21 protein-coding genes are annotated in these 22143 nt (G+C 71.5%); 12 read left to right on the forward strand and 9 right to left on the reverse strand.

Features of this window, described 5'->3' with window-relative positions; genetic code table 11:
• Positions 1 to 6: 6 nt before the first annotated feature.
• A complete protein-coding gene (locus ABZ016_RS21750) occupies positions 7 to 549 on the forward strand; it encodes a GNAT family N-acetyltransferase (RefSeq protein ID WP_356918293.1) in 543 nt (180 codons plus the stop codon).
• A 246-nt stretch (positions 550 to 795) separates the two neighbouring features.
• On the forward strand, positions 796 to 927 hold the full coding sequence (locus ABZ016_RS21755; protein WP_345665085.1) for a hypothetical protein: 132 nt from the start codon (positions 796 to 798) through the stop codon (positions 925 to 927).
• A gap of 25 nt (positions 928 to 952) precedes the next feature.
• Here ABZ016_RS21755 and ABZ016_RS21760 read toward each other — a convergent pair whose 3' ends face one another.
• Positions 953 to 2536, reverse strand: coding sequence for a metallophosphoesterase family protein (locus ABZ016_RS21760; RefSeq protein WP_356918294.1), 1584 nt, complete (start codon positions 2534 to 2536; stop codon positions 953 to 955).
• A gap of 154 nt (positions 2537 to 2690) precedes the next feature.
• Between ABZ016_RS21760 and ABZ016_RS21765 the strand changes: the two genes are divergently transcribed.
• The 3 genes from ABZ016_RS21765 (at position 2691) to cimA (ending at position 7178) form a co-directional block, all read left to right on the forward strand.
• Positions 2691 to 3734 (forward strand): 3-isopropylmalate dehydrogenase, encoded by a 1044-nt coding sequence (locus ABZ016_RS21765; RefSeq protein ID WP_356918295.1) that lies wholly within the window; start codon positions 2691 to 2693, stop codon positions 3732 to 3734.
• Between the two features lie 244 nt (positions 3735 to 3978).
• On the forward strand, positions 3979 to 5067 hold the full coding sequence (locus ABZ016_RS21770) for a branched-chain amino acid aminotransferase (protein ID WP_356918296.1): 1089 nt from the start codon (positions 3979 to 3981) through the stop codon (positions 5065 to 5067).
• Positions 5068 to 5573: 506 nt separating this feature from the next.
• Complete coding sequence (cimA, locus tag ABZ016_RS21775; RefSeq protein ID WP_356918297.1) at positions 5574 to 7178, forward strand: citramalate synthase; 1605 nt, start codon at positions 5574 to 5576, stop codon at positions 7176 to 7178.
• A gap of 24 nt (positions 7179 to 7202) precedes the next feature.
• On the opposite strand, the gene ABZ016_RS21780 is transcribed toward cimA, so the two are convergent.
• Positions 7203 to 7889, reverse strand: coding sequence for an SLATT domain-containing protein (locus tag ABZ016_RS21780; protein WP_356918298.1), 687 nt, complete (start codon positions 7887 to 7889; stop codon positions 7203 to 7205).
• Between the two features lie 166 nt (positions 7890 to 8055).
• Here ABZ016_RS21780 and ABZ016_RS21785 point away from each other — a divergent pair, with 166 nt between their 5' ends.
• A complete protein-coding gene (locus tag ABZ016_RS21785) occupies positions 8056 to 9396 on the forward strand; it encodes a hypothetical protein (RefSeq protein WP_356918299.1) in 1341 nt (446 codons plus the stop codon).
• 49 nt (positions 9397 to 9445) lie between these two features.
• Here ABZ016_RS21785 and ABZ016_RS21790 read toward each other — a convergent pair whose 3' ends face one another.
• Both ABZ016_RS21790 and ABZ016_RS21795 read right to left on the reverse strand, forming a co-directional pair.
• Positions 9446 to 10624 (reverse strand): Cmx/CmrA family chloramphenicol efflux MFS transporter, encoded by a 1179-nt coding sequence (locus ABZ016_RS21790; RefSeq protein WP_356918300.1) that lies wholly within the window; start codon positions 10622 to 10624, stop codon positions 9446 to 9448.
• A gap of 100 nt (positions 10625 to 10724) precedes the next feature.
• Positions 10725 to 11693 (reverse strand): DMT family transporter, encoded by a 969-nt coding sequence (locus tag ABZ016_RS21795; protein ID WP_356918301.1) that lies wholly within the window; start codon positions 11691 to 11693, stop codon positions 10725 to 10727.
• A gap of 71 nt (positions 11694 to 11764) precedes the next feature.
• On the opposite strand from ABZ016_RS21795, the gene ABZ016_RS21800 reads away from it, so the two are divergent.
• Both ABZ016_RS21800 and ABZ016_RS21805 read left to right on the forward strand, forming a co-directional pair.
• On the forward strand, positions 11765 to 12349 hold the full coding sequence (locus ABZ016_RS21800; protein ID WP_356918302.1) for a TetR/AcrR family transcriptional regulator: 585 nt from the start codon (positions 11765 to 11767) through the stop codon (positions 12347 to 12349).
• A gap of 39 nt (positions 12350 to 12388) precedes the next feature.
• On the forward strand, positions 12389 to 12958 hold the full coding sequence (locus tag ABZ016_RS21805; protein WP_356918303.1) for a YdeI/OmpD-associated family protein: 570 nt from the start codon (positions 12389 to 12391) through the stop codon (positions 12956 to 12958).
• A gap of 58 nt (positions 12959 to 13016) precedes the next feature.
• Here the strand turns inward: ABZ016_RS21805 and ABZ016_RS21810 are convergent, their stop codons facing one another.
• Both ABZ016_RS21810 and ABZ016_RS21815 read right to left on the reverse strand, forming a co-directional pair.
• On the reverse strand, positions 13017 to 13802 hold the full coding sequence (locus ABZ016_RS21810; RefSeq protein ID WP_356918304.1) for a serine protease: 786 nt from the start codon (positions 13800 to 13802) through the stop codon (positions 13017 to 13019).
• A 219-nt stretch (positions 13803 to 14021) separates the two neighbouring features.
• The gene (locus ABZ016_RS21815) at positions 14022 to 14612 is read right to left on the reverse strand and encodes a YceI family protein (protein WP_356918305.1); all 591 of its coding nucleotides are present in this window, start codon (positions 14610 to 14612) and stop codon (positions 14022 to 14024) included.
• A gap of 252 nt (positions 14613 to 14864) precedes the next feature.
• Here ABZ016_RS21815 and ABZ016_RS21820 point away from each other — a divergent pair, with 252 nt between their 5' ends.
• The 4 genes from ABZ016_RS21820 to ABZ016_RS21835 all read left to right on the forward strand — a co-directional run bounded on the left by ABZ016_RS21820 (position 14865) and on the right by ABZ016_RS21835 (position 20322).
• Complete coding sequence (locus tag ABZ016_RS21820; protein ID WP_356918306.1) at positions 14865 to 15722, forward strand: SDR family NAD(P)-dependent oxidoreductase; 858 nt, start codon at positions 14865 to 14867, stop codon at positions 15720 to 15722.
• Positions 15723 to 16098: 376 nt separating this feature from the next.
• Positions 16099 to 18354 (forward strand): polysaccharide lyase 8 family protein, encoded by a 2256-nt coding sequence (locus tag ABZ016_RS21825; protein WP_356918337.1) that lies wholly within the window; start codon positions 16099 to 16101, stop codon positions 18352 to 18354.
• A 154-nt stretch (positions 18355 to 18508) separates the two neighbouring features.
• Positions 18509 to 20092, forward strand: coding sequence for an acyl-CoA carboxylase subunit beta (locus tag ABZ016_RS21830; protein ID WP_003993181.1), 1584 nt, complete (start codon positions 18509 to 18511; stop codon positions 20090 to 20092).
• Positions 20093 to 20127: 35 nt separating this feature from the next.
• A complete protein-coding gene (locus ABZ016_RS21835; protein ID WP_020271460.1) occupies positions 20128 to 20322 on the forward strand; it encodes an acyl-CoA carboxylase subunit epsilon in 195 nt (64 codons plus the stop codon).
• 161 nt (positions 20323 to 20483) lie between these two features.
• Here the strand turns inward: ABZ016_RS21835 and ABZ016_RS21840 are convergent, their stop codons facing one another.
• From ABZ016_RS21840 to ABZ016_RS21850, 3 genes are all read right to left on the reverse strand, one after another.
• Positions 20484 to 21065: an ATP/GTP-binding protein gene (locus ABZ016_RS21840; RefSeq protein ID WP_014675207.1), complete on the reverse strand. Its 582-nt coding sequence runs from the start codon at positions 21063 to 21065 to the stop codon at positions 20484 to 20486.
• The gene (locus ABZ016_RS21845; RefSeq protein ID WP_356918307.1) at positions 21046 to 21630 is read right to left on the reverse strand and encodes a DUF742 domain-containing protein; all 585 of its coding nucleotides are present in this window, start codon (positions 21628 to 21630) and stop codon (positions 21046 to 21048) included. The genes ABZ016_RS21840 and ABZ016_RS21845 overlap by 20 nt, the downstream gene beginning before the upstream one ends.
• A gap of 94 nt (positions 21631 to 21724) precedes the next feature.
• The gene (locus ABZ016_RS21850) at positions 21725 to 22138 is read right to left on the reverse strand and encodes a roadblock/LC7 domain-containing protein (protein WP_054219305.1); all 414 of its coding nucleotides are present in this window, start codon (positions 22136 to 22138) and stop codon (positions 21725 to 21727) included.
• Between the last annotated feature and the right edge of the window lie 5 nt (positions 22139 to 22143).

The raw sequence follows: 22143 nt of genomic DNA on the forward strand, positions 1-22143 counted from the left end.
GGGCCGATGACCATCCGAGTACGCACCACCCACACCGCGGACCTGGCCCCCACCGAACTCGACGCCGTACGGGCCCTCCTGGACGCCGCTTTCGACGGCGACTTCGGGGACGAGGACTGGGACCACGGCCTCGGCGGCATGCACGCCCTCGTGCACGACGCCGCCGGGCTCGCCGCGCACGGGGCGGTCGTGATGCGCCGGGTGGAGCACCGCGGGCGGTGGCTGCGCGTCGGGTACGTCGAGAACGTCGCCGTCCGGGCCGATGTCCGTCGCACCGGCCTGGGCGGGCGGGTCATGGCGGAACTGGAACGGGTCGTCGACCGTGCCTACGACTTCGGCGCCCTCTCCGCCGGCGACGACGGCGCCCGGCTCTACACCTCCCGGGGCTGGCAGCTCTGGAGCGGTCAGGTACACGCCCTCAGCCCGCGGGACGGCATCGTCCGGCTGCCGGAGGAAGAGGACAGCACCTACGTCCGGCCTGCGCTCGCAGGCGCCCTCGACCCCGCGCACGCACTCCTCTTCGACTGGCGCGACGGCGACGTGCTCTAGAAATCAGCGCAGGTCAGCGCGGTGTGACCCAGTCCACCGTCTCAGATAGTAGGAAGTCCGAGTAATTGTGGAGACAGACGCTCCGGCCTCCCTTACTTTTGTAGGAGCCGAACGTCTCGCTCGACCAAGCGAATGGCGGTCGTGAGCCGGGCCCCGTGCAGGCAACCCCTGCGGCACCGCTCCCCGCCCCCTCCGGCGTCTCGTATCTCTCTCTGCGCTCCACGCTGTCGAAGGAGTCGATTTCCCATGGCCGAGACGACCGTCCGCCGCCGAGTCCGCCACGTCTCCCGTACGAGCGAGTCCGACCGCAAGAACGCCGCAGCCGCCCTCCAGCGCGCCCTCGACCGCAGGGACAACGGCGGGTCCAGCGGCCACTGAGCCACCGGCGAGCGGTGCGGGGTTCTCACGCCCCGCGCCGCACCTCGAAGTGGTCGATCCGCTCACCGTCCGACGCCAGCGCCGACACCTTCAGCCTCGGCGCGGCGCCGCTCAGTGCCTCCACCGAGAGGAACGAGAACCCCCGGTAGCGGACCCGCGACCACTGCACCGACTCCGCCTTGGTGTCCTGCGACCTCGTCCACCGGAAGGTGGCGACCGACTCGTGGTCGGCGGTGTTCCCCTCGTAGCTCTCCTTCACCCCGTCGGGGAAGCCGTACAGCTCCTTGCCGCCGCCGCCCGCCGTGACGTACACGATCCCGTCCCGCCGCGGATCCGTCGTCCCGCCGACCGGCACCGGCCTGCCCACCTCGCCGTTCTTGACGGCGTCGGTCCGCTCGTAGACGTGGTTGTGCCCGTTGATCACCAGGTCCACCTCGTGCTGCGCGAACAGCGGCAGCCACTCGGCGCGCACCCCGCCGTCGGAGGCGTGCGTGGACGTCGAGTACGCGCAGTGGTGGAAGAAGACGACGATGAAGTCGACCGAAGCGTCGGCCCGCAGCTCCCCGAGCTTCTTGTCGAGCCACTTCGTCTGCCGCCCCTCCGTGTAACCGAAGTTGGCCGGGATCTCGTACGACACGTCGTTCGCGTCCAGCGCGACCACGCCGACGTTGCCGTACGTGAAGGCGTACACCCCGGGTGCCGTGCGCGCGTCGAAGCCGCTGTCCGGCAGCGCGAAACGGGCGAGTTGGCCGCCGTAGCCGTCCGGCGAGTACCAGGCCTCCATGTCGTGGTTGCCGGTCGTCACCATCCACGGCACCGACCTGGCCACCGGCTCGGTCTGCTTGAGGAACCGGTCCCACTGCCCGGCGTCGAAGACGTCCGACTCCTTGCCCTTGCCGGTCGGGTCGGCGTAGCAGATGTCACCGGCGTGCAGATGGAAGGCGGGGTCCCGGCGCAGCAGCGTGCGGTCGTTGAGGGCCGCCTCCTCGCCGACGCCCTGGTCGCCGAACGCGGTGAACACGAACCGGTCCGGCGGGCTCGCCGGTGCCGTGCGGAAGGTCGTGACGGTCGACCGGTGCTTCGGGGACGCCGGGTCGAAGCCCTCGTGGCCGACGCCGTAGTAGTACGTCGTGCCCGGGCGCAGGCCGTCGAGCGCCGCGTGCAGGTAGTACTGCTCGACCGCCGGCCGTACGCCCTTCAGCTCCGGGGTGTGCAGATCGCGCAGTTCGGCCTCGACCTTGCGGCCGAGGTCGTCGGGGCGCAGCCCGACCCGGACGTACGGCTTCTTGACCGCGAGCGGCACCTGCCAGGAGATCCGCATCTGGGTCTTCGGGTCGGCGCCGAAGGCGAGATGGCGGCCGAAGGGCGTGATGAAGGAGCCGGGCGCCTTGGACGTGCTCGGTGACGGGCTCCCGGTCGCCGTGGCGCCGCCCTGCCCGGAACCCGAGCCGGAACCGGAGCCGCAGCCGGTGAGCAGCCCGCCCGCCACGGCTCCCGCCGTCACCAGCGTGCGCCGGCGCGTCAGCCGGGTCCGCAGGTACTCGTGCTGCTCCGCCATGCTCATCCGGCGGGCGAGCTCGGGCGGGATGCCGAAGTGGGGGATCTCCATGTCCAGTCAACTTCCCAGCGAAGCCCAACGTCCCCACCACGTACGGGTGAACGCAAACCGACGGCCGCGTGCCGTCACCCGAGCGGCCGCCCCGCCGCTGTCCGCATCACGGACACCGTGTGTCATCCCATGGGACGAGGAGTAGGGTGCCCGCATGTCTCGCAGCATCAATCTCGCAGTGATCCCCGGTGACGGCATCGGCCAGGAGGTCGTGGCCGAAGGTCTGAAGGTCCTCTCCGCCGTCCTTCCGCAGGATGTGAAGCTGGAGACCAAGGAGTACGACTTCGGCGCCCGGCGCTACCACGCCACCGGTGAGACCCTCACCGACGCCGACCTCGACGCCCTGAAGCAGCACGACGCCATCCTGCTCGGCGCGATCGGTGACCCCAGCGTGCCGTCCGGCGTCCTGGAGCGCGGCTTCCTGCTCAAGCTCCGCTTCGCCTTCGACCACCACGTCAACCTGCGGCCGAGCAAGCTGCTCCCCGGTGTGGCCACCCCGCTGGCCGGCGAGCCGAGCATCGACTTCGTCGTGGTCCGCGAGGGCACCGAGGGCCCGTACACCGGCAACGGCGGCACGATCCGCCAGGGCACCGAGCACGAGGTCGCCACCGAGGTCTCGGTGAACACGGCCTACGGTGTCGAGCGCGTGGTCCGGGACGCCTTCGCGCGTGCCCAGGCCCGCCCGCGCAAGAAGCTGGCACTGATCCACAAGAACAACGTGCTGACCTTCGCGGGTCACCTGTGGACGAACATCTTCAACAAGGTGGCCGCGGAGTTCCCCGAGGTCACCACCGAGTACATGCACGTCGACGCGGCCACCATCTACCTGGTCACCCAGCCCGAGCGCTTCGACGTGATCGTCACCGACAACCTCTTCGGTGACATCGTCACCGACCTCGCCGCGGCCGTCTCCGGCGGCATCGGCGTGGCGGCCTCCGGCAACATCAACCCGTCCGGAGAGTTCCCGTCCATGTTCGAGCCCGTGCACGGCTCGGCCCCGGACATCGCCGGCCAGGGCAAGGCCGACCCGAGCGCCACGGTGCTGTCCGTCGCCCTGCTCCTGCGCCACCTCGGCTACGAGGCCGAGGCCGCCCGCATCGACGACGCGGTCTCCGCCGACCTCGCGGAGCGCACCGGCAAGCCCGCCCGCTCCACCTCGGAGATCGGCGACGCGCTCGCCGTACGCGTAGCCGGCTGACCCGCCGCCGCTCCTCCACAAGCCGCCGGGTCGCATCCGCACCCGGCGGCTTCCGCATGTTCCCGCCGGGTGCCACCATCGACCACCGGGCCGGATTCACCCCGTTCCGTCCGCCGCCGCCCCCCGGGCGATAATCGAACGTGAGGCCGCGGAACGAGGGAATGCTCGGACGTCCTAGCACTGGTCATCATCAGAGCAGTACCGAGCGCGGCCCGTCACTACAACCGGTGAAGGACATCAACCCATGACGACGCCCACGATCGAGCTCAAGCCCTCCGCCAACCCGCTCTCCGCCGCAGAACGCGAGGCGATCCTGGCCAGCCCCGGGTTCGGCCGCCACTTCACCGACCACATGGTGACGATCAAGTGGACGGAGGGCCGTGGCTGGCACGACGGTCAGCTCGTGCCGTACGCGCCGATCTCCCTCGACCCCGCCACCACGGTCCTGCACTACGCGCAGGAGATCTTCGAGGGCCTGAAGGCCTACCGCCGCCCCGACGGCTCGGTCGCCACGTTCCGGCCGGAGAAGAACGCCGAGCGCTTCCAGCGGTCCGCGCGCCGGCTGGCGATGCCCGAGCTGCCGGTCGAGACGTTCATCGAGGCGTGCGACGCGCTGGTGAGGCAGGACAAGGAGTGGGTTCCCGCGCACGGTGGCGAGGAGTCCCTCTACCTGCGCCCGTTCATGATCGCGACCGAGGTCGGTCTGGGCGTGAAGCCGGCCAACGAGTACCTGTTCCTGGTGATCGCCTCCCCGGCCGGCGCGTACTTCCCCGGCGGGGTGAAGCCGGTGTCCATCTGGGTCTCCGAGGACCGGGTCCGGGCCGTCCCCGGCGGCATGGGTGACGCGAAGACCGGCGGCAACTACGCGGCGTCCCTGCTCGCGCAGGCCGAGGCCGCCGCCAAGGGCTGCGACCAGGTCTGCTACCTCGACGCCGTGGAGCACACGTGGGTCGAGGAACTGGGCGGCATGAACCTGTACTTCGTCTACGGCGACAAGATCGTCACGCCGTCGCTCACCGGCTCGATTCTGGAGGGTGTCACGCGTGACTCCCTGCTCGCCGTCGCCCGTGACCTCGGTTACGAGGCCGAGGAAGGGCGGGTCTCGGTCGAGCAGTGGCAGCGGGACTCGGAGAACGGGTCGCTGACCGAGGTGTTCGCCTGCGGTACGGCTGCTGTGATCACGCCGGTCGGTACGGTGAAGCGGGCCGGGGCGGAGTGGAAGCAGAGCGGGGGAGAGCCGGGCGAGGTCACGCTGCGGCTTCGGCAGGCGCTGCTCGACATCCAGCGCGGTACGGCCGAGGACACGCACGGCTGGATGCACCAGCTGGGCTGAGTGGTCCGGCCTTCTTCCGGGGGCTCCGCCCCCGGACCCCCGGGCTCAGTCCGGCCCGGACACCGAGGGCGGCCCGCACGGCCAGAGCGTGTCCGCGCCGGTGCTCGACCGGCAGGGACGCACGGTCGCCTTCGCCAGCTCCTCACCCGACCTCGTGCCCGGCGACACCTACGGCACCTCGCCCTACGTCCGCCATCTCGGGTGACTGACCGCATTCTGAGACAACCGTGAGTGAGACGCGGGGGCTGTGCCAGACTGCCCCCGTGCTCTCGTTCGCCACGATTATTGGCAGCAGGCGCGCCGGTCCGCAGTGACCGCCACGTACGACCAGGTACGGGCGGACACCGTCGTCCTCGACCCGCGCGCAGACCTCTCGCACCCGCGAGAGGTTTTTCGCTTTTCTGGCCCACCCGCAGTCAGGAGCGAGAGCGCGAGGGACTATGTGGGGGCGGTGGAGCCGGTCATTCCGGTACGACCGAGATCCAATCCTCAGGAGCCTTGAGACCATGACCGCAACCAGCGAGCTCGACGATTCCTTCCACGTCTTCGACACCACCCTGCGCGACGGCGCCCAGCGGGAGGGCATCAACCTCACCGTCGCCGACAAGCTCGCCATCGCCCGGCACCTGGACGACTTCGGCGTGGGCTTCATCGAGGGCGGCTGGCCGGGCGCGAACCCCCGGGACACCGAGTTCTTCGCCCGCGCCCAGCAGGAGATCGACTTCCGGCACGCCCAGCTGGTCGCGTTCGGCTCCACCCGCCGGGCCGGCACGACCGCCGCGGAGGACCCGCAGGTCAGGGCGCTCCTGGAGTCCGGCGCGCAGGTGATCACGCTGGTCGCCAAGTCGCACGACCGCCATGTCGAGCTCGCCCTGCGCACGACCCTGGACGAGAACCTGGCGATGGTCCGCGACACGGTGTCGTTCCTCAAGGAGCAGGGCCGCCGGGTCTTCGTCGACTGCGAGCACTTCTTCGACGGCTACCGCGCCAACCCCGAGTACGCGAAGTCGGTGGTCCGCACGGCGTCCGAGGCCGGCGCGGACGTGGTGATCCTCTGCGACACCAACGGCGGCATGCTCCCGGCGCAGATCCAGGCGGTCGTCTCCACGGTCCTCGCCGACACCGGCGCCCGGCTCGGCATCCACGCCCAGGACGACACGGGCTGCGCGGTGGCCAACACCCTGGCCGCCGTCGACGCGGGCGCGACGCACGTGCAGTGCACCGCGAACGGGTACGGCGAGCGCGTCGGCAACGCGAACCTCTTCCCGGTCGTCGCGGCCCTGGAGCTGAAGTACGGCAAGAAGGTCCTGCCCGAGGGCCGGCTGCGCGAGATGACGCGCATCTCGCACGCCATCGCCGAGGTGGTCAACCTGACCCCCTCCACGCACCAGCCCTACGTCGGCCTCTCCGCCTTCGCCCACAAGGCCGGACTGCACGCCTCGGCCATCAAGGTCGACCCGGACCTGTACCAGCACATCGACCCCGAGCTGGTCGGCAACACCATGCGGATGCTGGTCTCCGACATGGCCGGCCGGGCCTCCATCGAGCTCAAGGGCAAGGAACTGGGCATCGATCTGGGCGGCGACCGGGAGCTGGTCGGCCGGGTGGTCGAGCGGGTCAAGGAGCGCGAGCTCAAGGGCTACACGTACGAGGCGGCCGACGCCTCCTTCGAACTCCTCCTGCGCACCGAGGTCCAGGGCCGGCCGCTGCGGTACTTCGAGGTCGAGTCCTGGCGCGCCATCGTCGAGGACCGGCCCGACGGCTCCCACGCCAACGAGGCCACCGTCAAGCTCTGGGCCAAGGGCGAGCGCATCGTCGCCACGGCGGAGGGCAACGGCCCGGTCAACGCGCTCGACCGGTCCCTGCGCGTGGGCCTGGAGAAGATCTACCCGCAGCTCGCCAAGCTTGAGCTGGTGGACTACAAGGTCCGCATCCTGGAGGGCAAGCACGGCACCAACTCCACGACCCGCGTCCTGATCTCCACGTCCGACGGCGCGGGGGAGTGGTCCACGGTGGGTGTCGCCGAGAACGTCATCGCCGCGAGCTGGCAGGCCCTGGAGGACGCCTACACCTACGGGCTGCTGCGGGCCGGGGTGGATCCGGCCGAGTAGCCGACGACCCTCCCGGGGCGCGTCTCACATCGCCGTGTCCCGGGAACGCGGTACCGGGACCTCGCCGCCCCGGTCACGTCCGGGCGCCCGGTCGAGACGGAAGAGGCCCGCGGTGTGGGGACGCTGGCCGGTGGCGTGGGTGGTCGAGCGGGTCAGCTCCTCGACACCGTCGGCCAGGTAGCCGACCCATGCCGTGCCCTCGTCCTCGATGATCCGCTGGGCGTCCGTGCGCAGCCGCTCGATCACCCCGAGCAGCGCGGCCTGCTCCTTGTCGCTGGGGGAGTCGGTGGTCCGCAGGAACGCCTGCGCCCACTCGGACTGCGCCCTCTTGAGGATCTGCTGGAGGGCCTGCTGCGTACGGATGTACCGCGTCCAGGACGCCGAGAACCCGAAGATCCGGTCGAACAGGACGCAGCCCGCCCCGCCGGCCAAAAACACGAAACCCCACTCGGGCTGCACGGTCGTGGGGGCCGCCGCGTGCACCAGCGGGGTGAGCGTGCCGACGATGCCCAGCAGCGCGGCCAGCGCCCGCAGCGAACGCGACCACAGCGACGGCCCCCGGCGACGCGCCAGGTACCAGTCGATCGCCCCCGTCACCTCCCCCTCGGCGTGCCGGAACAGCTCCCACAACAGGTCGGCCCGCGTACGCGACCGGTCCAGCTCGGCCAGTGCGGACACCGTCATGTCCGCGGCCTTGCGTCTTGTGAACATGCCTCTGTCTCCGCCCCTTCTGCTGCGACCGCCGGCCCGGACCGCCCGGCCCCCGCACGGCAGTGAGGGCCCCCCGTGCCAGAAGGCATCGTAGGGGCAGCCGCCTTCCGAAATCCCCGCCCCGGCAGATCTCCCTTTCTGTCCGGTTTCAGGTAGCTTCGAAGATATGAAGGCCGCGCTGACGCGTACCGTCGTACGTCTGCTGATCGTGCCGGTCGCCGCCGTACTGGCGGTGCTGATGGCCGGTGCGCCCGGCGCACACGCGGCCACCGACCTCTCGACGGTCGCCCAGGAGCTGCGCCGGAGTCCCGTCTACGTCGATCCGGCCGCCTCCGACCAGCTGGCCGCGTCGGACGCCGAGGCACTCGCCGCCAAGATCAAGGACGCGGACAAGCCCGTCTTCGTGGTGGTCCTCCCGGCCGGTTACCCCACGCAGGACCTCTTCCGGAACCTCCGCACCGAGACCGGCATCACCGGCCTGTACGGCATCCGCCTCGGTGACGCGTTCGACGCCCGTGCCGACAGCGCCGTGATGAGCCGCCAGTCGGTGTCCAACCTGGTCAGCGCCGTCCAGGGCGCGGGCGATGCCAAGGCCCAGCTGAACGACTTCGTCGACGACGCCCTGCGCAGCAACGTGGGCGGTTCGGCGCCGAGCAGCTGGAGCGGCGGATCGGGCCACGACGTGCCGGTCGGCGGCCTGATCACGTTCGGCGTGCTGGCCGCGGCCGGCGGCGCGGGCGCCTACGCGGTGGTCCGGCGCAACCGCCGCCGCCACGAGGAGGAGCAGCGGGCCGCACTGGAGAAGCTGCGGGTGGTGGTCGACGAGGACATCACCGCCTTCGGCGAGGAACTCGACCGCCTCGACTTCCACCCCGGGGAGCCCGGCGCCGACGACGCGATGCGCGCCGACTACGAGCGCTCCCTCGACGCCTACGAACAGGCGAAGTCCCTGATGGACGCCGCGAACCGGCCCGAGGACGTCAAGGCGGTCACCGAGGCCGTGGAGGACGGCCGGTTCTCCCTGGCCCGCCTCGAGGCCCGCCGTGCGGGCGGCCCGCTGCCGGAGCGCCGCCCGCCCTGCTTCTTCGACCCGCGCCACGGCCCCTCGGTCGCCGACGCCCTCTGGACGCCCCCGGCCGGCACCGAGCGCGAGGTTCCGGTCTGCGAGGCCGACCGGACCCGTCTCGCCGAGGGCCGCGACCCGGTGATCCGCGAGGTCGACACCGACCGGGGCCGCCGCCCGTACTGGGAGGCCGGCCCGGCGTACGGCCCCTGGGCCGGCGGCTACTTCGGCGGCGGCATCCTGCCCGGCCTCCTCGTCGGCACCCTGCTCGGCAGCATGATGGCGGGCCCCGCCTACGCGGCCGACTACGGCTCCGGCTACGGCGACTTCGGCGGCTACGACGGCGGTGACATCTCCGGCGGGGACTTCGACGCGGGCGACTTCGGAGGGGGCTTCGGCGGCGGCGACTTCGGCGGTGGCGGGGACTTCGGCGGCGGCTTCTGACCCCGCCGGGTTCAGCGCCGCCCCCGCGTGCCCACGAGCCGGGCCGGGCTCAGCGCTTCAGCGCCGCTCCCTGGCCCACGAGCCGCGCCCGCCGCCCCCACAGCGGCACCGCCGCGACGAACGCCAAGGCGACCAGCCCGGCACTGACCCACACCGGCGACCGGTACCCGAACCCCGCGTCGATCGCCGCGCCACCGGCCCAAGGGCCCAGCGCGGCGCCCACGTTGAACGCCGCCGTGGCGAAACCCCCGGCCAGCGTGGGCGCGCCCGGTGCCGCGTACAGCACCTGGGAGATCAGCGTCGAGCCGACGCCGAAGGACAGCGCACCCTGGACGAAGACGAGCCCGAGTGCCAGGGCCGGGTGCCCGGCCCCGAGCGCCAGGAGACACCAGCCCGAGCAGGCCGCGACGCCCCCGCCGGCCAGGACCGCCGCCGGGCGCCGGTCGGCGAACCGCCCCGCGGCACTCACGCCCACGAACGAGCCGGCCCCGAACAGCGCGAGCACCCCGGGAACCCAGCCGCGGCCCAGCCCCGTCACCTCGGTGACCAGCGGCGCGAGATAGGTGAAGGTGCAGAACGTCGCGCCGTTGACCAGGGCGCCCAGCAGCAGGGTGACGACCAGCCGGGGGCTGCGCAGCGACCGCAGCTCACGGCGCAGCGCGGGCGGCGCACCCTCGGCGGCCGCGCCGCCCGGCACCGACCTCGCCACCGCCACCAGCGCCGGCAGCGACACCAGTGCCACGGCCCAGAACGCCGCGCGCCAGCCCCACAGCCCGCCCAGCACGGCCCCGGCGGGCACCCCGGCCACACACGCCAGCGTCACCCCGCCCAGCAGCATGGAGGTGGCCCGCCCCTTCGCGTCCGCCGGGACCATGCCCACGGCCGCCACGAGGGCGACGGCGAGGAACCCGGCGCCCGCGAGCGCCCCCACGACCCGCGTGGCGAGCAGTACTTCGAAGCTGTCGGTGACGGCACCGACGACATGGACGGCGAGGAACACGATCAGGAACGCCAGCAGCGCGCCCCGCCGCGGCCAGCGCCGCGCGAGCCCCGCCACGAGTGGCGCCCCCACGACCATCCCCACCGCGAAGGCGGAGGTCAGCGCCCCCGCCGCGGGAACGGACACCCCCAGATCCCGCGCGATGTCCGGCACCAGACCGGACAGCATGAACTCGGACGTTCCCTGCGCGAACACGGCAAGGCCCAGCAGAAGAAGAGCGAACGGCATGAAGAAACCCCGCACCGAAGGTCGACGACGGACATGACTCGTCGGACGGCGATCCGGCAGCGGGGTGAGCGGGCCTGGCCTCAGCGGCCCGGCGTCAACGTCACGAACAGCCACCGGAGAGCCGGTGGTTCGGGTCTGTCGGACTCGGGGCTGGACACGGAACGCAGGCTAGGCAGTCGCGGCAGCGCCGGTCCACCGGTTTTTCCCCCGGACCGGACCCCTGCACGATGACGACCGCCGCCAGGCAGACGGCCAGCCCCAGAGCGGTCTGCGCGCCGAACGGCTCACCGAACATCAGCGCGCCCCACACGGCGGTGACCGGAGCCATCAGGAACATCAGCGTGTTCACCTTGGTCACCCCGGAACGCTTCAGGATGAGCCAGTACAGCCCGTACCCGCCGAACGTGGACAGGCCCACGAGCCAGGCGACCGCCACCCAGAACCCGGCCTCGGCGGGCGGCGCGGCGGCCCCGGTGGCCAGGGCGAGCACGGAGAAGAGGACCGCGCTGGTGGCGCAGTGGACGGTCAGCGACACCGAGGGAGCGACCCGCGATCGGGACCGGCTCTCCAGGAAAGTCGCCGCGACCAGGGCCAGCATGCCGAGCAGCGGCACCGCGTACGCCCACCAGGCGACATCGGTCCCGGCCGCGGCGTCGGCCAGAGTGACCACGGCGACGCCGCTCAGGCCGAGACCGAGGCCGACCCACTGCCGACCGGAGACGTACTGCCCCAGCAGCGGCCCCGCGAGCGCTCCGGCGACGAGCGGCTGGACCCCGTCGATCAGCGCCGTCGTGCCGCTGGAGACGCCGAGCTGGATGGCGTAGTACACGCTGAGCAGATAGCCGCTCTGCGACAGCACGCCGATCACCGCCTGCCGGGTCACGTCCCGTGCGGTGAGCCCCCGCCAGGCCCGCCGCATGACGACGGCGACGCCGACGAGCATGACGGCCAGCGGCAGGAACCGCCACATCAGGACCGTGATCGCGGACGCGCTGCCCGCGCCGAGCTTGGCCCCGATGAACCCGGAGCTCCAGCACAGGACGAAGGCGGCGGAAAGCAGGATGTTCACGACACCACAACCAGTAGACAGATCGGTTTACCCGTTCCCGTTGACTATACAGATCGGTATACTCGGATGCCATGGGTACCACCGCCGACACCCCGCACCGGATCACCATGACGCCCGCCGCCCGCCGCGCCCTGGCGGCCGCCGGCCGGCTGTTCTACGAGCGCGGCATCCACGCCGTCGGCGTCGACCTCATCGCCGCCGAGGCCGGGGTGACGAAGAAGACCCTCTACGACCGGTTCGGCTCCAAGGAGCAGATCGTCGTGGAGTACCTGGCGGACCGCGACGAGCGCTGGCGGGCCTTCCTCGGTGAGCGCCTCGACGTGGCGGGTCCGGACCCGCGGGAGCGCGTCCTGACGGTTTTCGACGCCTCACGCGCATGGGCGACGGAGAGCAGCCCCAAGGGCTGCAGCATGGTCAACGCGCACGCGGAGATCAGCGACCCCGCCCACCCGGCCCACCCGGTCATCACCGGGCAGAAGCGGTGGATGCTCGACCTGTTCACCCGCCTTGCCTCGGACCTCGCCCCGGACGGCGCCGAGGGCCTGGCCCGGGCGCTGATGCTGCTGCACGAGGGAGCACTCGTCGCCCACGGCCTCGGCATCTTCCCGGACGCCATCGCCCAGGCCCGCGAACAGGCGCGCGCACTGCTCCCGTAGCGGACAAGAGCTGGCCTACTCGCGCCCTACGGTGACGCCATGACCAGCTCCGACGGGACCGCCCCTGTCTCCTTCGCGACCGCCGCCGACCTGGACACCTGGCTGACCGCGCACCCCGCCCCGTGCTCCGGCCTGTGGGTCAAGGTCGCCAAGAAGGGCTCGGGCATCCCTTCCGTCAGCGCCGCCGACGTCAACGACGTGGCGCTGTGCCACGGGTGGATCACCGGGCAGCGCAAGGGGCTCGACGCGTCGTACTACCTCCAGCGGATCACCCCGCGGCGCCCTGGCAGCCTCTGGTCCGCGGTCAACGTCCGGCGGGTCGGGGAGCTCACCGCCGCCGGGCGGATGCGGCCCGGCGGGCTCGCGGAGGTGGCGGCCGCTCAGGCGGACGGGCGGTGGGCAGCAGCGTACGCGTCGCAGCAGGAGGCCGAGGTCCCGGAGGACCTGGCGGCGGCGCTGGAGCGGAGCCCACGGGCCGCCGCGGCCTTCGAGGCGCTGGGGCGGACGGACCGGTACCTCGTGATGCTCGGGGTGCTGCGCGCCCGGACCGCGGCCGGGCGGGCGGGGCGGGTGAGCGCGGCGGTCAGGAAGCTGGAGTCCGGCCGGTGAGGCCGGCGGAACGGGCCCGGCACCGCACGGCGCCGGGCCCGGAAAGCCGTTGGGCGGGTCAGAGTGTGGACGCCGCCGAGGCGATGGCGGAGGCGAACGTCGAGACCTCCGTGTAGACGCCGGGCGCCTCGGGCCGGGCGCAGCCCTCGCCCCAGCTGACGATGCCGACCTGGATCCAGTTGCCGGCGTTGTCCTTGCGGAACATCGGGCCGCCGGAGTCTCCCTGGCAGGTGTCGACACCGCCCGCGTCGAAGCCGGCGCAGATCTCCTCGTTCGCGACGAGGCCGCTGTAGAGGCCGCCGTAGGCCTTGCAGGCGGCGTCACCGACGAACGGCACGGTGGCCTTCAGGAGGTAGCGCTGCTGGGCACCGCCCTCGCGGTTCGCGCCCCACCCGGCGACGGTGAAGTCACCGGTGTTGTACTGCGCCGTGGTGGCGATCTTCAGGGTCGGCAGGTTGATGGGCTGGGCGAGCTTGATGAGCGCCCAGTCCTTGCCGGTGCCGTTGTAGCCGGGCGCGCGCAGCACCTTGGTGGAGCGGACCTGGACCCGGCCGCTGGTGGACTGGAGGTCGACGACCCCCGCGGTGGCCGTGATGCCGGTGTTGTTGCCGGAACTGCCCACGCAGTGCGCGGCCGTGAGCACGATCTGCTGGGTGTAGAGCGCGCCGCCGCAGCCCATGGAGAGCCGGACCATGAACGGGAACTCGCCCTGCGCGGCGCGTGTCCCGCCGACGACGGGCGACGGAGCGGCCTGCGCGGCGGAGACGGGCTGGAGGCTGGCGACCGCGAGTGCGGCTGCGCCGAGGACCGCGCATCTCTTGAGGGCCGTGAGAAGTCTCTTCAACGTGATGCCTTCCGTGGGGGGTTGACTCGGGGAGATGTGCAACCGAAGCATCCGTTTGACGAGCTCATGTCAGTAACAGGGCAAAAAAGAACGGCCCTGTGCTGGCATGGACCGGTCAAAATTGTGCTGCTGGATTATGAGAACGCCGACAGACTTCACACAAGGGGCCCGATTCGGCCATGCCGCACGGGCATGGCCCGTGCGGCATCACCGCCGGTCTCAGGCGTTCCTGATCGCCGAGATGTCGAAGTTGAGCTTGATCTTGTCGGAGACCAGGACGCCACCGGTCTCCAGCGCCGCGTTCCAGGTGAGGCCCCACTCGGAGCGCAGGATCTCCGCCTTGCCCTCGAAGCCCACGCGCTCGTTGCCGAAGGGGTCCTTCGCCGCGCCGTTGAACTCCAGGTCGATGGAGAGGGGGCGGGTGGTGCCGAGGATCGTCAGATCGCCGGTGACGCGGTAGTCACCGCCGCCGAGGGCCTCCGCCTTCGTGGAGCGGAAGGTCATGGTCGGGAACTCGTCGGTCTTGAAGAAGTCCGCGCTCTTCAGGTGACCGTCACGGTCGGCGTTGCCCGTCCCGATGCTGTCCATCACCACGTCGATGGAGGCGGTGGAGCGCGACGGGTCGGTGCCGTCGACGTGGAGTGTGCCCGTGAAGTCCTGGAAGGAGCCCTTGACGTTGGTGACCATGGCGTGCCGGGCCACGAAGCCGATCGTCGAGTGCGCGGGGTCGATCGTGTAGTCGCCGGTCAGGGCGGCCAGGTCCGGGGCGGCGGCGGTGGTCTCGGTGTCGTTGCGGCTGAAGATGCTCATGGGGTGTGCGCCTCCTGCGTGATGTTGAACGTTTAACTACATCAACGCGGCCCACCGTAGACCTATTCCGTTCAATGTTCAACATCATGGCGAGTGGGTCTTCGGATTCGCGGAGGCCGTCCCATACCGCCGCCTGGCGGCACCGGGTGGACGTGCGGTGGCGGGGTCCTGGAAGACAGGGTTCCGTTTTTAGGGACCGTATGGAGACAGACGAGTCCACGGCGGACGCACAGCGCAGGGGAGACCGCACTCGTGACACTCACCGGTTCCGGCTCGGCCCACGACCCACCGGCGGGCGCCGCCCCACACCGTTCCACACCCCCCGGGCCCGCCAGGGCGCGCGAGCACGGGCCGCCGCGGCGTCTGGACCGGCGCGTGGCTCTCGTCACCGGTGCCTCCTCGGGTATCGGGGCGGCGACGGCACGGCGCTTCGCCATGGACGGCTGGCAGTTGCTCCTCAGCGGGCGGGACCGGAACCGCCTGGAGCTGACCGCGTCCGGCACCTCGGCGGTCGTGCTGCCCGCCGACCTCGCCGCCCCGGACGGCCCGCGCCTGCTGGCCCAGTCCGCGCTGCGCACGACCGGCCGGATCGACGTCCTGGTCGCCGGGGCGGGCATCGGCTGGGCGGGCCCCTTCGCCGCCATGCCGCACACCGACATCGACCGCGTTCTGGCCCTGGACCTCAACGCCACGTTCCATCTCGTGCGTGAGGTGCTGCCCGCCATGATCGCGGCCGGACGCGGCCGCGTGGTGCTGTTCGGCTCGCTGGCGGGCTGCGTGGGCCTCCGGGAGGAAGCGGTGTACTCCGCCGCCAAGGCGGGTCTGGCCGTCTTCGCCGAGGTGCTGCGCCAGGAACTGCGCGGTACGGGCGTGGGCGTCACGCTCGTCGTGCCCGGCCCCGTCGACACGGCGTTCTACGCCCGCCGCGGCAGGCCCTACGACCGCTCCCGGCCCCGGCAGATCTCGCCCGGCTCCGTCGCCGGCGCGGTGTGGGAGGCCGTGCGCCAGGGCCGCGACGACGCCTACGTCCCCGGCTGGCTGACCCTCCCGCCCCGCGTCCGCGCCCTGGTCCCGGGGCTGTACCGGCGCCTGCTCGACCGCTTCGGCTGACCCGGCCCACACCCGACGCCGTTGCGGCAGCCGCTGCTCCCAGGCCGACCAGGTCCGCGCCACCACCCACCCGGAGGCGATCGGTCCGCCACACACCCCGCGACCGAGCCGCACACCCCACACCCCGCAACCCGGCCCGTGCACCGGCTCACGAGCACTGCCCCGAGCCGTCACCCTCTCACGGTCACTCCCTCTCCCGGTCACTCCGGCCGGATCGTCCGTTCAGGTCAGCCTCTCCCCGTGGTAGGGCATGGACATGACTCCCCAGGATCGCGTTGTCTCCCGCCTCAAGGCCCGGGCCGCCGCCGCCCTGCCCGGCCCCAGCCGCCGTGCCCTGCTGCTGGCGGCCGCGGCCCTGGCGGCGACCGGCGGTGCGATGCCCGCGCCCTCCGTCCCGGGCACTTCCGGCGCCGACCCCTACGAAACGCTCCGCAGGCGCTGGCTCGGCATCGCCCTCGGCACGGGCTACGATCCGGCCGCGGAGCCGTACGCCTCCCGCCTCGCCGAGACCGGCCGGCTCGCCCGCGACCTGCGCGCCGGCATGGCCCCGGCTGCGGACTCCCTCTGGCCCGGCCACCCCTTCGACCCGCCGGCCGGCATCACCCTCAGCTACGGCCGCCTGTGGACGATGACCCAGGCCTACGTACAGCAGGGCACCGGCTCGACCGCCGACCCCGGGATGCTCGCCGACGTCCTGCGCGGCCTCGACCACCTCGCCGCCACCGTCTACAACCCCTCCACCACCCGCTACGGCAACTGGTGGGAGTGGCAGATCGGCAGCCCGCGCCTGCTCACCGACATCACGGCCGCCCTGTACGACCGGCTGGGCGACAGCCGCGTCGCCGCGGCCTGCGCGGCCGTCGACCACTTCGTCCCCGACTCCGCCCTCGGCGACTACTCCGGCACGTCCACCGGCGCCAACCGCGTCGACCTGTGCCGCTCCGTCGCCCTGCGCGGCATCCTCGGCCGAGACCCGGACAAGATCGCCCTCGCCCGTGACGCGCTCTCCCCGGTCTTCCCCTACGTCACCCGGGGGGACGGCCTCTACGCCGACGGCTCGTTCGTCCAGCACACCTGGGTCGCCTACTCGGGCACCTATGGGCAGGTCATGCTCGACGGCCTCGGCCGGCTCTTCACCCTGCTCGCCGGGTCCGACTGGGAGGTCACCGACCCCAACCGGCAGATCATCCTCGACAGCGTCGAACGGGCCTACGCCCCGCTCATCCACGACGGGCTCGTCATGGACAGCGTCAACGGCCGGGCCATCAGCCGCGGTTACCTCACCACCGACGACCGCAAGGTCATGCGCGGCGACCACTTCCACGGTCGGCAGCTCATCGCGGCCATCGCCCTCCTCGCGGCCGGCGCGAGCCCGGCGGAACGCGACCGCTGGCACGCCCGGGTCAAGGGCTGGATCGAACGCGACACGGCCACCCCCGTCCTCACGGCACGCCAGTTCGGCGTGGCCGACCTGGCCCGGCTGCACGCGATCGCCGCCTCGCCCGTCCCGGCCGCCCCCGAACCCACCGGGCACCATCTCTTCGCCGCCATGGACCGCGCCGTCCACCGCCGCCCCGGCTTCACCGTGAACATCGCCATGGCCAGCGACCGCATCGCCCACTACGAGTGCGGCAACGGCGAGAACCCACGCGGCTGGCACACCGGCGCCGGGATGGTGAGCTGGTGGGCCGGCACGAGCGACCAGTACACGGACTGGTTCTGGCCGACCGTCGACTGGTACCGCCTGCCCGGCACCACCGTCTCCACCAAGCGCCTCGCCGACCGGGAAGGCGGCGAGTGGGGCACGGCCCGCCCGGACGCCCGCTGGGTGGGCGGCACCACCGACGGCGTGTACGCCGCCCTCGGCCAGCACCTCAAGGGCCTCGGCTCCACCCTCCAAGCCCGCAAGTCCTGGTTCTGCCTCGCGGACGCGGTGATCTGCCTGGGCGCCGGGATCAACTGCTCCGACGGCGTCCCGGTCGAGACGGTCGTCGACAACCGCAACCTCGGCGAGTCGGGCACCCAGCGCTTCGTACGGGCCGGGAACTGGGCCCACCTGGAGGACCACGGCGGCTGGGTCCTGCTCGACGGCGAGCCGCGGGTGCTGCGCGAGGACCGCACCGGAGCCTGGTCCGACATCAACACCGGCAGCACCCCGGAACGCCGCACCCGCCGCTGGCAGACCCTCTGGCTCGACCACGGCACCGACCCGGCGGACGCCACCTACGCCTACCTCCTGATGCCCGGGGCGTCCCGCCGCGCGGTCGCCCGCCGCGCCACCGACCGACACTGGCTGTCGGTTCTCGCCAACGACGCCGACCGTCAGGCCGTCAACGTGCCCTCCCTCGGCTGCATGGCCGCGAACTTCTGGCGGGCGGGCACGGCGGGCCCGCTCACCGCCTCCGCCGGGGCGAGCGTGCTGGCCGTCCGCCGGGGCCGGACCGCTACCCTCTGTGTGAGCGAACCGCCCCGCACGGGCGAGCCGCTGGAGATCACCTGGAACCGCCCGGTCCGCCGGGTCCTCCACGCGGACGAATCGGTCGACGTGCTCGCCACGGGCCGCCGGCTGCGGGTGCGCGTCACCCCGGGGGAGGCATGCGCCACGCATGTCTGTGAGGTGACTCTCGACTGACGGCCTTGTGCGACCCCTACAAGCCGCACGCCCCCTGAGCAGTCGAAAAGGCTGCACCGCGCCACGGTTCTGTTCAGGGGTACCAGGAAAACACGCCGGAGACTGTGAGGAGTCGACGGCTCGCATTCCCCGGTTGTCTTCGTAAGGTCACTACATGACCGTTTTGGATGAGGCGCCGGGTGAGCCGACCGACGCGCGTGGACGCGTGGCCGAACTGCACGAGATCCGTGCGCAGGCGGTGGCCGGCCCGAGCGAGAAGGCGACCGAGGCGCAGCACGCCAAGGGCAAGCTGACCGCGCGGGAGCGCATCGAGCTGCTCCTCGACCCGGAGTCCTTCCGTGAGGTCGAGCAGCTGCGCCGGCACCGGGCCCAGGGCTTCGGCCTGGAGACCAAGAAGCCGTACACCGACGGTGTGATCACCGGCTGGGGCACGGTGGAGGGCCGTACGGTCTTCGTCTACGCCCATGACTTCCGCATCTTCGGCGGCGCGCTGGGCGAGGCCCACGCCACGAAGATCCACAAGATCATGGACATGGCCATCGCGGCCGGTGCGCCGCTGGTCTCCCTGAACGACGGCGCGGGCGCCCGCATCCAGGAGGGCGTCTCGGCGCTCGCCGGCTACGGCGGCATCTTCCAGCGCAACACCAAGGCCTCGGGTGTCATCCCGCAGATCTCGGTGATGCTCGGCCCGTGCGCGGGTGGCGCCGCCTACAGCCCGGCGCTCACGGACTTCGTGTTCATGGTCCGCGACACCTCGCAGATGTTCATCACCGGCCCGGACGTGGTCAAGGCCGTCACCGGCGAGGAGATCACCCAGAACGGCCTGGGCGGCGCAGACGTCCACGCCGAGACCAGCGGTGTCTGCCACTTCGCCTACGACGACGAGGAGACGTGCATCGCCGAGGTGCGCTACCTCCTGTCCCTGCTCCCGCAGAACAACCGTGAGAACCCGCCCCGCGCGGAGTCCTCCGACGCGGTGGACCGCCGCTCGGACGTCCTCCTCGACCTGGTCCCGGCCGACGGCAACCGGCCCTACGACATGGCCAAGGTCATCGAGGAGATCGTCGACGACGGCGAGTACCTCGAGGTCCACGAGCGCTGGGCGCGGAACATCATCTGCGCGCTCGGCCGGATGGACGGCCAGGTCGTCGGCATCGTCGCGAACCAGCCCCAGTCGCTCGCCGGTGTCCTGGACATCGAGGCCTCCGAGAAGGCGGCCCGCTTCGTCCAGATGTGCGACGCCTTCAACATCCCGATCATCACTCTTCTGGACGTCCCCGGCTTCCTGCCGGGCGTCGACCAGGAGCACGGTGGAATCATCCGCCACGGCGCGAAGCTGCTGTACGCCTACTGCAACGCGACCGTGCCCCGGATCTCGCTGATCCTGCGCAAGGCCTACGGAGGTGCGTACATCGTCATGGACAGCCAGTCCATCGGCGCGGACCTCACCTACGCCTGGCCGACCAACGAGATCGCCGTCATGGGCGCCGAGGGTGCCGCCAACGTCATCTTCCGCCGCCAGATCGCCGACGCCGAGGACCCCGAGGCCATGCGGGCCCGCATGGTCAAGGAGTACAAGTCCGAGCTGATGCACCCGTACTACGCGGCTGAGCGCGGACTCGTCGACGACGTGATCGACCCGTCGGAAACCCGCGAGGTACTGATCAAGTCCCTGGCGATGCTCCAGACCAAGCACGCCGACCTGCCCTCCCGCAAGCACGGCAACCCTCCGCAGTAACCCGGCGGACATCTTCCTCACGGAGACTGAGACCCATGGACACCCCTGACATCCGCGTCGAGAAGGGCCACGCCGAGCCCGAGGAAGTCGCCGCCATCACGGCGATCCTCCTGGCCCGCGCCGCCGCCCGCCCCACCGACCCGACCCCGACGCACCGCGGCCGCGTCAAGGCAGGCTGGCGCCGCCTCGAACGCGAGCCCGGCTTCCGCGCCCCGCACAGCTGGCGCTGACCAACAGCTGTAAAGGAGGCCCCTCCGCACGGAGGGGCCTCTGTTTTGTCTTTTTTGGGGGCGCGGGGAACTGCGCGATCAGCCCCCACGGCCCCGCACCCGGCAATGCAACAGCCCCCGGCAGCCCAAAGGCCGCCAGGGGCTGTCCCACAGCAACTGACCTACCGAAGACGCGCCATCAACGCATGCTCCACCAGCGTGATCAGCGCCGACTTCGCATCCGCACGGTGCCGCGCATCGGTCGTGATGATCGGCGTGTCAGGCCCGATCTGAAGCGCTTCCCGCACCTCGTCCGGCGTGTACGGCTGCTGCCCGTCGAAGCCGTTGAGGGCGATGACGAACGGCAGGCCGCTGTTCTCGAAGTAGTCGACGGCCGGGAAGCAGTCGGCCAGGCGGCGCGTGTCCACCAGGACGATCGCGCCGATGGCACCGCGCACCAGGTCGTCCCACATGAACCAGAAGCGGTCCTGACCCGGCGTACCGAAGAGGTACAGGATCAGGTCCTGGTCCAGGGTGATACGGCCGAAGTCCATCGCGACCGTCGTGGTCGTCTTGTCTCCGGTGTGGGTGAGGTCGTCGATGCCGGCCGAAGCTGACGTCATGACGGCCTCGGTACGCAGCGGGTTGATCTCCGAGACGGCCCCGACGAACGTGGTCTTGCCCACGCCGAAGCCACCCGCCACCACGATCTTCGCCGAGGTGGTGGAGCGGGAAGGACCGCCGCTAGAGCTTGCGAAGTCCACTGAGCACCCTTTCGAGCAGTGTCACGTCTGGCTGGCCGCCGGCGTTCTCGTCGCCGCCGGGCTGATGGATGGCGACCAGTCCCGCCTCCGCCAAGTCGGCGACGAGGATCCTGGCCACGCCGAGAGGAATCGTGAGCAGAGCCGAGATCTCGGCTACCGACTTGATCTCCCGGCAGAGGTTGCAGATCCGCTGATGCTCGGGCAACTGACCCTGCATCTGGTGCGGCTGCGCAGTGGTGTGCACCAGCGCCTCGATGGCGAGCTGGTAACGCGGGCGGGTCCGGCCACCGGTCATGGCGTACGGACGCACCAGCGGGTTGTTCGACGCCCCGGCGGGCGCCGACTCGGGGCTGCGGCGCTGCGGCTGCACAGGCTGGATACGCGGGGCCGGCGGCTGGTCGTACGGCGACGGGCCGGGGCCCTGCGGCGCGTACGGCTGCCGGTGGCTCGGTGCGGAGGGGAAGTTGTAACGGTTGGGGTTCTGCCCACCGTCGCCCTGGCCCTGGCCCTGGGCAGGGCCGTACGACCAGTTGCCCGAAGACGAACCGCCTGGGGGTGTTGCCACTTTCTCCTCCTCCGACTGTGCCTGGCACCCATCGCTGTGGAGCCGCGTCCCAAGACCTTACGGCCATGGGACGCCAAAACGCACCGTCCGTCTGTTAGTTGAGCAGGCTCCCCTGGAGCTCCGCACGAAGGTCCGGTGTCAGGACCGTACCGGCTCGGTCCACCAGCAGCGCCATCTCGTATCCGATGAGGCCGATGTCCGCCTCGGGATGTGCGAGTACCGCGAGCGAAGAGCCGTCGGATACGGACATGATGAAGAGGAATCCCCGCTCCATCTCCACAACCGTCTGGTTCACATGGCCTCCCTCGAAGATCCGGGAGGCGCCTGCCGTCAGGGACGTCAGACCGGATGCGACGGCCGCGAGCTGGTCGGCGCGGTCGCGGGGGAAGCCTTCGGACATCGCCAGAAGGAGTCCGTCGGCGGAGACCACCACCGTGTGGGACACCCCCGGGGTGTTGTCCACGAAGTTGGTGATCAACCAGTTCAGGTTCTGTGCCGCCTGGCTCATCGGGC

The sequence above is a fragment of the Streptomyces sp. NPDC006372 genome (assembly GCF_040612515.1).
GTDB lineage: Bacteria > Actinomycetota > Actinomycetes > Streptomycetales > Streptomycetaceae > Streptomyces.